11 protein-coding genes are annotated in these 7,751 nt (G+C 58.5%); 7 read left to right on the forward strand and 4 right to left on the reverse strand.

From position 1 onward, the window contains the following. The 3 genes from I2H81_RS10105 to I2H81_RS10115 all read left to right on the forward strand — a co-directional run. The coding region (locus I2H81_RS10105; RefSeq protein WP_195645442.1) for a hypothetical protein at window positions 1-1,748 on the forward strand (1,748 nt) is incomplete at its 5' end. Between the two features lie 61 nt (window positions 1,749-1,809). Next, the gene (locus tag I2H81_RS10110; protein WP_117638238.1) at window positions 1,810-2,436 is read left to right on the forward strand and encodes a ParA family protein; all 627 of its coding nucleotides are present in this window, start codon (window positions 1,810-1,812) and stop codon (window positions 2,434-2,436) included. Then, entirely contained in the window at window positions 2,426-2,674 is a 249-nt protein-coding gene (locus tag I2H81_RS10115) for a hypothetical protein (protein ID WP_118328855.1), read from the forward strand. The genes I2H81_RS10110 and I2H81_RS10115 overlap by 11 nt, the downstream gene beginning before the upstream one ends. Window positions 2,675-2,857: 183 nt before the next feature. Here I2H81_RS10115 and I2H81_RS10120 read toward each other — a convergent pair whose 3' ends face one another. The 4 genes from I2H81_RS10120 to I2H81_RS10135 all read right to left on the reverse strand — a co-directional run bounded on the left by I2H81_RS10120 (window position 2,858) and on the right by I2H81_RS10135 (window position 4,294). Further along, window positions 2,858-3,139, reverse strand: coding sequence for a hypothetical protein (locus I2H81_RS10120; protein ID WP_186865710.1), 282 nt, complete (start codon window positions 3,137-3,139; stop codon window positions 2,858-2,860). A 2-nt stretch (window positions 3,140-3,141) separates the two neighbouring features. After that, window positions 3,142-3,396 (reverse strand): hypothetical protein, encoded by a 255-nt coding sequence (locus I2H81_RS10125; protein ID WP_117638241.1) that lies wholly within the window; start codon window positions 3,394-3,396, stop codon window positions 3,142-3,144. A 62-nt stretch (window positions 3,397-3,458) separates the two neighbouring features. Continuing rightward, the gene (locus tag I2H81_RS10130) at window positions 3,459-3,926 is read right to left on the reverse strand and encodes a hypothetical protein (RefSeq protein WP_195645443.1); all 468 of its coding nucleotides are present in this window, start codon (window positions 3,924-3,926) and stop codon (window positions 3,459-3,461) included. Then, a complete protein-coding gene (locus I2H81_RS10135) occupies window positions 3,923-4,294 on the reverse strand; it encodes a hypothetical protein (protein WP_117638243.1) in 372 nt (123 codons plus the stop codon). Before I2H81_RS10135 ends, I2H81_RS10130 begins: the two co-directional genes overlap by 4 nt. Window positions 4,295-4,672: 378 nt before the next feature. On the opposite strand from I2H81_RS10135, the gene I2H81_RS10140 reads away from it, so the two are divergent. The 4 genes from I2H81_RS10140 to I2H81_RS10155 all read left to right on the forward strand — a co-directional run. Beyond that, window positions 4,673-6,121 carry a MobA/MobL family protein gene (locus tag I2H81_RS10140; protein ID WP_195645444.1) on the forward strand — a complete coding sequence of 483 codons (1,449 nt, stop codon included), beginning with the start codon at window positions 4,673-4,675 and terminating at the stop codon, window positions 6,119-6,121. Between the two features lie 16 nt (window positions 6,122-6,137). Next, window positions 6,138-6,713: a hypothetical protein gene (locus I2H81_RS10145; RefSeq protein ID WP_195645445.1), complete on the forward strand. Its 576-nt coding sequence runs from the start codon at window positions 6,138-6,140 to the stop codon at window positions 6,711-6,713. A gap of 2 nt (window positions 6,714-6,715) precedes the next feature. Further along, window positions 6,716-7,144, forward strand: coding sequence for a hypothetical protein (locus I2H81_RS10150; protein WP_195645446.1), 429 nt, complete (start codon window positions 6,716-6,718; stop codon window positions 7,142-7,144). Window positions 7,145-7,331: 187 nt separating this feature from the next. Beyond that, window positions 7,332-7,751: hypothetical protein (locus I2H81_RS10155; RefSeq protein WP_229108199.1), on the forward strand; the 420-nt coding region annotated here is incomplete at its 3' end.

Raw genomic sequence — 7,751 nt, forward strand, 5'->3', positions numbered from 1 at the left:
AGCTGTCGATTGAGCAGAACACGTTTATGTTTCTGGCTCCGGTCAGCTATTACGGCAAGAGCCGCAGCAGCCGTAATGCCCGATACTTGCATGCCATCATGATCGATCTCGATTACGTTGGCGAACGCGAGCTTGATAACTTGCTCCACCAGATGGAGCGTGGCGCAATTCCCTATGCCAACTATCTCGTCAGCTCAGGGACAGGCCTTCACGTCGTTTACCTTCTCGAACATCCAGTGCCGCTTATGACCCGCTACGTCACTGGTCTACAGGTCCTCAAGCGCGAGCTGACCGACCGAGTTTGGAACGCCAACACAAGCGCCAGCGACCCAGACAAGAAGCAGACTCAGGGCATCTTCCAAGGTTTCCGGATGGTCGGAAGCGCCACGAAGCTCAATGGAGACATCGGCAATCCAAAGATTAAGCAGCCGTATGTTGCCGAGTGTTTTTCTCACGATGCGACCCCGCCTGCTACAATCCCCTATCTGCTGTCTTTTGTTCCAAAGCTGCTGGGCAAGAAGGATATGGATGGTCTTGCAGCCCTTCGAGAACTTACGCAGGAGGCCCGCAAGAAGACTCCGATCGCCCAGGCAAAAGAATTGTGGCCCGAATGGTATGAAAGGTGCGTTGTTAACGACGAGCCGCGCGGAGGGTGGACGTATGGCCGTGCCGGCTACGATCGGGTTTTGAGCGTCATCAGGGATCAGGCATCAGTTGATCACCGTTATTGGTGCATCTTCTATCTTGCTGTCATGGCTAACAAGTGTGGCGTTTCTTACGACGAGCTTGAGGACGATGCATACGGCCTTCTTGATCGATTTGACGCCCTTTCGGTAGAGCCAAGCAACAGGTTTACCGCTAACGACGTGGCGGCGGCTCTGGAGGCGTTTGAGGGCGGCTCAGCGGCTGGGCGGGCGCGTCGTTACACTCAGGGATTCTGCGAGCGAAAGGCCGCTGTCTCATATGGTGAGAAGATGGGACATGGTAGTAATCCGCCAGACAAGAGACTCCCGAAGGATTTGTCTCTTGAAAAGGCCCGCATGACAAGGGACCTGAATCAGAAGGCCCATGGCACGAATTGGTGGGATAACGGCAACCGAGATGGAGCGCCGACGAAGGCCGTGCAGGTTTGGAAAACTGCGGCTGAGAACCCTGGTTTAAGTATGTCGGCGCTAGCTCGCGTCGCTGGGGTGTCCCGTCCGACTGTCTATAAGTGGCTCAAGCCTGGATGGCAGAATGAATACAAGAAGGCTATGAGCCAAGACAGGCGTCCAACGTACCGGCCTCATAGGGTTATCGAGGAACAGGCCGAGCAATTCAAGCGGAAGTATGCAAATGATCGGCCAGGTCTTGTTCGCGCGGTACTGCGCCATGTCGCGGCGCATCCGTGGGAGCCATATGAGCAGACGGCGGTCTTTTTCGGCTTTAAGCGCGCTGCCGAGGTCGAGAGAATTGTCCGCGAGAACGAAGATCTTCTCAATCAGATCAAGATCGGCATCGATGATGAGCACCAGGCATGGAACACTGAGACCGACGATTACTTCGACGCCATGACGACAGCCGACCTTATGGGAAAGCGTTCCGACCTGATGAAAGCTCGCGCCCTCGGCGTTCGAGCTGCAATTGAATGGGCGAGACACGAGGCGCCAGACCTGTTCGAGGGGCTGCGTGCGGCGAGGAGCGCGGGGCGGACGCTTACAGGCGATGAGCTCGCCGAGTTGAAAGAAAAGTATATACAGTCTATATAGACTGTATATACTTTCTATATAGACTCACTGTTAGATACAACAGCACTTGAGAGGAACGCCCGTGATTATTTCGGCTATGAACTTAAAAGGTGGTGTCGGCAAGACAACGACGGCAATGGCGTTGGCGACAGCTGCTGAGCGCGAGGGAAAGAGCGTCGAGGTTTACGACTGCGACCCGCAGTCTAGCGCAAGCTTCTGGGCGCTCCTCGCCGATCAGAACAATGATTCCCTTCCATTTTCCGTAACGTCGGCGAACCTGGCGACGGTGCGGCGCGCCGGCATCCAATACCGCAGGAATCCTGACAAATGGATCTTTATCGACTGCCCACCGAATGGCAACATCATGGACGAGGCTGCTGAGGCATCGGACTTCGTCGTGATTCCGACGGGTCCGGGCGCGGCCGACGTTGTGAAGACCATCGAGACCGCACGCACGCTTACGAAGCGCGAGGTCTTTTACGGCGTGCTGCTTACTCAGGTTGCGGCCAACACCCTTTCGTTTGCAAAGGCACAGAGCGAGATTGAAGATGCCGACCTCAGTTATTTCGACCATCAAGTCCGCCGCCGCGAAGGGCTGCGAAACTTTTTCGGCAATTCGTTTGGCGATGATCTCTTCGGCTATGAGGAGATTTGGGATGAACTGAAAGAAATCTTGCGTAACGATGAGGAGATTCACTATGCCGGCTAAGAGGCCAGTCCGTCGAATGACGGTGCCTGAGGAGGTTGCGCCGACCCTCATGGCAAACCAGGATACGCGCCACAAAGGTGACTCGACCAGCACTCGTAAAAAGGGAAAGTGCATCACTTTCTGGGTGACTGATGAACAAAAAGCCGAGATTTCGACTTATGCCGCTGAACACAATACAACGGTCTCACGCCTCATCGTCGAGGGTCTTGAACTGCGCATGAATCGAGATAGTATATAGATTGTATATACACTCTATATAGAATTTATATAGAGTGTATATACATAAGAGCTGAGCCGCTGGCAAAGGCTCAGGAGGGCTTGGAGGGGCTAGCCATGAAGCTCTGACCCAAATCACAACAGGGTCGCCGGCAGGAAAGGGGAGCCCTTCAAGGCCCCCCTTTCTGTTAGCTCCCCTGCTGCTTTACGCTATGGCCATGAGACCATCGGCGAGGATTCCGCGGGCATACGCACCCGTCGACTTGCCCTCGGCCTTCGCTTCCTTCTCAAGAGCCCGCTTCATCGCAACTGGAACCTTGAGGGACAGCGTCACCGTCTCGGGTACGGCCTTCGGGAGCTTGCCCTCGACAACCTCGCCAACGTTGACCCATCCGCTAGGCCACTCATCGCGCTCAAGGGCGCTTTCCCAATCGGCAATCATCTCATCGGTCACGACCTTGCCGTTCTCGGCAACGATTCCGTTCATGTCTACCTCCATCCCAGCTCACGCTTGAACTTCTTCGTCGGCGGCACCATCGCGTGGAACACGCACCAAACGCCGTCGATATCCATGAATCCAATCAGCTCGGCAAACCTCCCATCGGGAAGCGAGCCGACCGAAATCCAGAGCGGCGGGTCATCCGTGCCGTTTCGCTGGCGGCACCGAATCGGGTTCTCCCACGCATACGCGACCTCATCGCTGGTAAGCCCGTGCTTGAGGGCGTTCCCGTGTACTCTGACCAATGCCGTTCTCCTTTCTTCCCCAATAAGTATACCAGTTTAGTATACCTAATCAAAGCACCTGATTATCGAGCGGTCGCGCTGGGGCTTCGTGGCCGCCAAGCTCCCTGCGGGCACCCCTCCGGTTCAAAAAAGTCCACGTTTTCGAACACGCCGCTGAACTCGTCGCTGACGTTGTCCGAGGTTTCATCCTCGTCCTCGTCCGGCTCTTCGAACTTGTAGAGCGTTTCACCGTCGACGTCGAGCCTGAGCAGCCCGTGCTCATCGTGAGCAACAGCGAGCCAGGCATTGAGGACCTGTGGGGCGTTTTCCGCTGAAATGCTCAGGATGCTTTCGGCCTGCCCCTCTTCGGTTCGGCTGCTCTTTGCCTGCCCACTTTTCTCCGGGTCGTACCCCTCCTCGAATCTGAGGGCGCTCCAAAGTTCGAGATGCCGTCCGTTGACGCGCAGCACGGCATGTGAGGTCGATGCGGACCCGTCCGCTCGGGTGTCCCATGCGTCAATGCAGTCCTCGTAGACAATTTTGATATTCACTGTTTGCCGCCCTTTCCGTCGCGCCATGCGATGTATCGAGAGATCTCACCCTCAGGTTTGCTGGCAATTTCGTTGGCGAGAACCCGCCCGAGCCATGTGGCAATGCGCTCGTCGAGCTCAACGTGACCGGCCTCGGCCTCGATGGTCGCGGCGCTCGCGATGAGCCGGTGGTTGCGTTTGGTCCGTTCCTCGTTCCGCTGCTTCGCTTTGAGTTTCTTCAGGCGCTCTTCGGCCTCGGCGACCTGCTGGTCAATGGTCTTCTTGACGCGCTTGCGTTTCGGCTTCGCGGGCTGCGTTCCGGCGTCTGCCGCGAAAGTGTTATCTGACCGCTGAGCCCCGTCGATGCTCGTGAATTCGTTCAGGTCCATTTTGTGCCTTTCAACTGCGTTTTTAATTGACTTGATTGTACCCGTAACGAGTGGGTATCATTCCCTTAACTTAAGTTAAGGGCGCACTTAGTCTCACTTACTCGCGCCTACGGCGCTGCGTGAGAGAGACATTGCGTGCGCGCCTAGGCGGCGAGCCCCTACGCTCCCTGCGGTCGCTGCGCGTCGCTCGCGCTCCTTGCCTCTCCGGCACACCGCCAACCGTTCGCCTTGGGCGGCTTACGATTGGCTGCGCCTGCGCGGTCGCCAAGGCTCCCTTGCGCTCCGCGATACCGTGCCCGTTCGCCTCAATGGCTCACGGTGCGCACGGCACCGCTGCGCGCTCGTTTCACTCGCTTGCCGGAAGGAGGCAGACGCCACATGGCCATCTACCATCTGAACGCCCGAGGCATCGCCCCGGCGCGCGGATCGTCTGCCGTCGCGTCTGCCGCCTACCAGAGCGGCGAGACATTGCGCGACGAGGCCACGGGCGAGCTCAAGCGCTACGCGCGCGCCGAGCGCATCGCCGATACCGGTATCGTCCTTCCCGAAGGTGCGCCCGCCTGGGACCGTCAGAGTATCTGGAACGAGGCACGGCGCGCATATGACGGCGGCAACGAACTCGTGGCCAAGCGCTATGAGTTCGCCCTTCCCCGCGAGCTCGACTTGGACGAGCAACGCGCCTGCGTTCTCGATTTCTGCAACCTGTTCAAAAACAAGGCCTGCGATTGGGCAATACATGATTCGGGCGACGGTAATCCCCACGCCCACGTGCTCGTGAGCGCCCTCAAACTCGGTGCCGATGGCTTCGAGCGCCCCAGGGCGCAGAAGTCAACCAAGGTCTACCTGTGCCGCCGTCCAGACGGCAGCGACGTCATGGTCGCCGCCAAGGACTGGAAGGCGGCCAAGGCCGAGGGCATCGAGAAGGTCTACAACTTCCGGGACGGTGAGCGCCGGACCATGTCCCAGGCGGCGGCGCAAGGCCTCACCAAGGACGACCGCAAGACGAAGACGCCAGTGGCCGTCACCGCCAAGATGGACGGCGCTAAGGCGTTCGATGCCGAGAAAGCCGAACTCAGGCGCGTCCGCGCGTCCTGGGCAGGCATCGCCAACAAACGCCTCGCCGAACATGCCGCCAAGCACAACGAGGTTGCCGTGACAATCGACCACCGGTCCTTCGAGGACCGCAAAATTGAGTACGTCCCGACCGTCCACGAGGGCCAGCGACCCACGCCTGAGCGCGTGGCCATGAATGTCGAGGTGCGCCAGACGAACAGCGCCATCGACCGCGTGATCGGAGAGCTGCGCCGACTCAAGGAGCGCGCGAGCGCATGGTGGGCGCAGAAGACCGACGCCGTCACCCAGCGCCGGCGCGCTTTCATCGCCCGCCACACGGGCCTCATGCGCGCCACGGCGGCGCGAAAGCGCGGTATGGCCATGGGCGGCGCCAAGTTGGATATCTCCATCGCCAAGACCGTCGAGGCCGAGATCCAGCAGGTGTTCGCGCGCCGGAGCAACAACCACTTCAACGACCTCGCCGACGCCCTAGCGCAGCGCGGCGTGGCCATGGATTACGTCGAGGGCCACGGCGACCTCAAGTTCACCCAAGACGGTCGCACCGTCACGGGCGCGCAGATGGGACGCCCGCTGCGCCAGCTCGTGACCATGAGCAAGGAGGTCGGGCGACCGATTACCGCCGCCCAGCTCAAGGCCATGACCGCCCAGCAGCGCGACAAGCTCGTCCGCGAGCAGGCCAAGAAGACTGCAAAGGTCGCCAAGCCGCTCTCGGTCGAGATCGAGCTTGAAAACGAAAACGGTATCCACCACTAGAAACGGAGTTCAAATCATGGGTACTTTCGACAACCTCAGCCAGGACAACCTAGCGGCTATGGGCGATGCCCTTGAGGCATCGGCAGATCTCAAGGAACAGGCGGCGCGCGACCAGCTCCGCGTCGCCAAGGACATGCACAGCATCGCCGGCATCGCGAAGGAGATGCACGGTGCGTTGGTCGAGAACACCGACACCATGCGCGATATGAGCGAGGCGGTCATCGGTGCCGCCGAGCGAGCGGAGGATGCCTCAAACGTCGTTTACAGGGCTGTGGAGGCCCGCACGGTTGAGTGCCTGCGGGACGTGGAGAGGGCGGCTAAAAAGGCCGTTGAGAGCAGCCAGGCGAACGCCAAGCAGGCCGTCGATGAACTCGAGAGCGCGAGGCGGTCGATGATTGTTGCGACCGTTGCGTGTGGCGTCGTGACCTGCGTGGCCTGCCTCATCGTCTTCTTGGTCGCCGTGGGCTTCATGTGGGTCCAGCTGAAGGCCGGGGCCGAGTGGCTGGGTACATGGGGATGGGCTGCGCTGCTTCTCTCCATGGCCGTCTGTGGCGGTATTGGCTACTTCATCGCAGTCAAGGTTCGTGGGTAGCCATGGATGATGTCGAGCTGCTCGATTGGCAGTTCAGGATTGCGAAGATGGACCGTTCCGAGCTTGAAGTGACCCTCCGGGCCATGGCCGATCCCGATGCAAAACCGTTCTCGCTCCATGACCCGGAGGCTGTGGCGCGGCTCGCGCGCCAGTCGTTGATTGGAAGTACGGAGGCTATGCTGAACCGTGTGCCTTCCAATGTTGGATCCGGGCCGGGCGGCGGCAAGAGAACCGTGACTGTCGACCTGCACGGCTACTACGAGGCAAAGACTGCCGAGGACGCCGAGGCCCAGGACCGGGCCGATCGGGCCGAGATACGGGCCATGTGCGAGCGCAGACTCGCGCACATGCGGCATCGCGAAGAGCTCCGGCACGTTCCCGAGACGTCGCCACTAAAGGCGTTTATCACCGCGTACGAGGCATCGGAGTGATCCTTTTTGTGTATATAGAATCTATATACACTGTATATAGATTCTATATACACATTTTTAGGCGAAAAAGTGTAAAATACCATTTAACCTTAATGTACGTCCTGCTTAGCCCGCAGGGCGCCCCCTCGGGGTCGCTCCTGAGGTTGTTTCCAGGGGAGTGTTGTTTTCATCTTAAAGGGGGCTTTGTATGCCTGTTTCGAGAAAGCGTCGTAAGAGTTCCAGCGAGCATGATGGACGCTGGTATGAGAATGAGCGCCATGCAAATCAGGTGAGAAACGAGAAGTTGTTTGACGCCTATCGTTTGGGTTGGAGCTACTGCGATCCCGACACCTTTTATCACGCTATGTTTCCTGATGGGACTCTCCAGAAGAAGGGTAACGATTCCGATGGCAAGCCCAACGTCATTGTTCTTGAGGACACCGGTAAGGAGATAGAACGAGGAGTCGACCCAAAGGGCAACAAACTTGTAAAACGCATTATGCATCGATATACGCTTCATGACGGTCTTGAAGAACTTGAAGAGCTTCGAAAGCTGTCGATTGAGCAGAACACGTTTATGTTTCTGGCTCCGGTCAGCTATTACGGCAAGAGCCGCAGCAGCCGTAAT

It is taken from the genome of Collinsella aerofaciens, assembly GCF_015561195.1.
GTDB lineage: Bacteria > Actinomycetota > Coriobacteriia > Coriobacteriales > Coriobacteriaceae > Collinsella > Collinsella aerofaciens_AC.

Coding starts and splice junctions, on each gene's coding strand:
- I2H81_RS10135 (WP_117638243.1), bottom strand. CDS start 4,294: ATGGACCTGAACGAATTCACGAGCATCGACGGGGCTCAGCGGTCAGAT.
- I2H81_RS10120 (WP_186865710.1), bottom strand. CDS start 3,139: ATGAACGGAATCGTTGCCGAGAACGGCAAGGTCGTGACCGATGAGATG.
- I2H81_RS10150 (WP_195645446.1), top strand. CDS start 6,716: ATGGATGATGTCGAGCTGCTCGATTGGCAGTTCAGGATTGCGAAGATG.
- I2H81_RS10145 (WP_195645445.1), top strand. CDS start 6,138: ATGGGTACTTTCGACAACCTCAGCCAGGACAACCTAGCGGCTATGGGC.
- I2H81_RS10140 (WP_195645444.1), top strand. CDS start 4,673: ATGGCCATCTACCATCTGAACGCCCGAGGCATCGCCCCGGCGCGCGGA.
- I2H81_RS10115 (WP_118328855.1), top strand. CDS start 2,426: ATGCCGGCTAAGAGGCCAGTCCGTCGAATGACGGTGCCTGAGGAGGTT.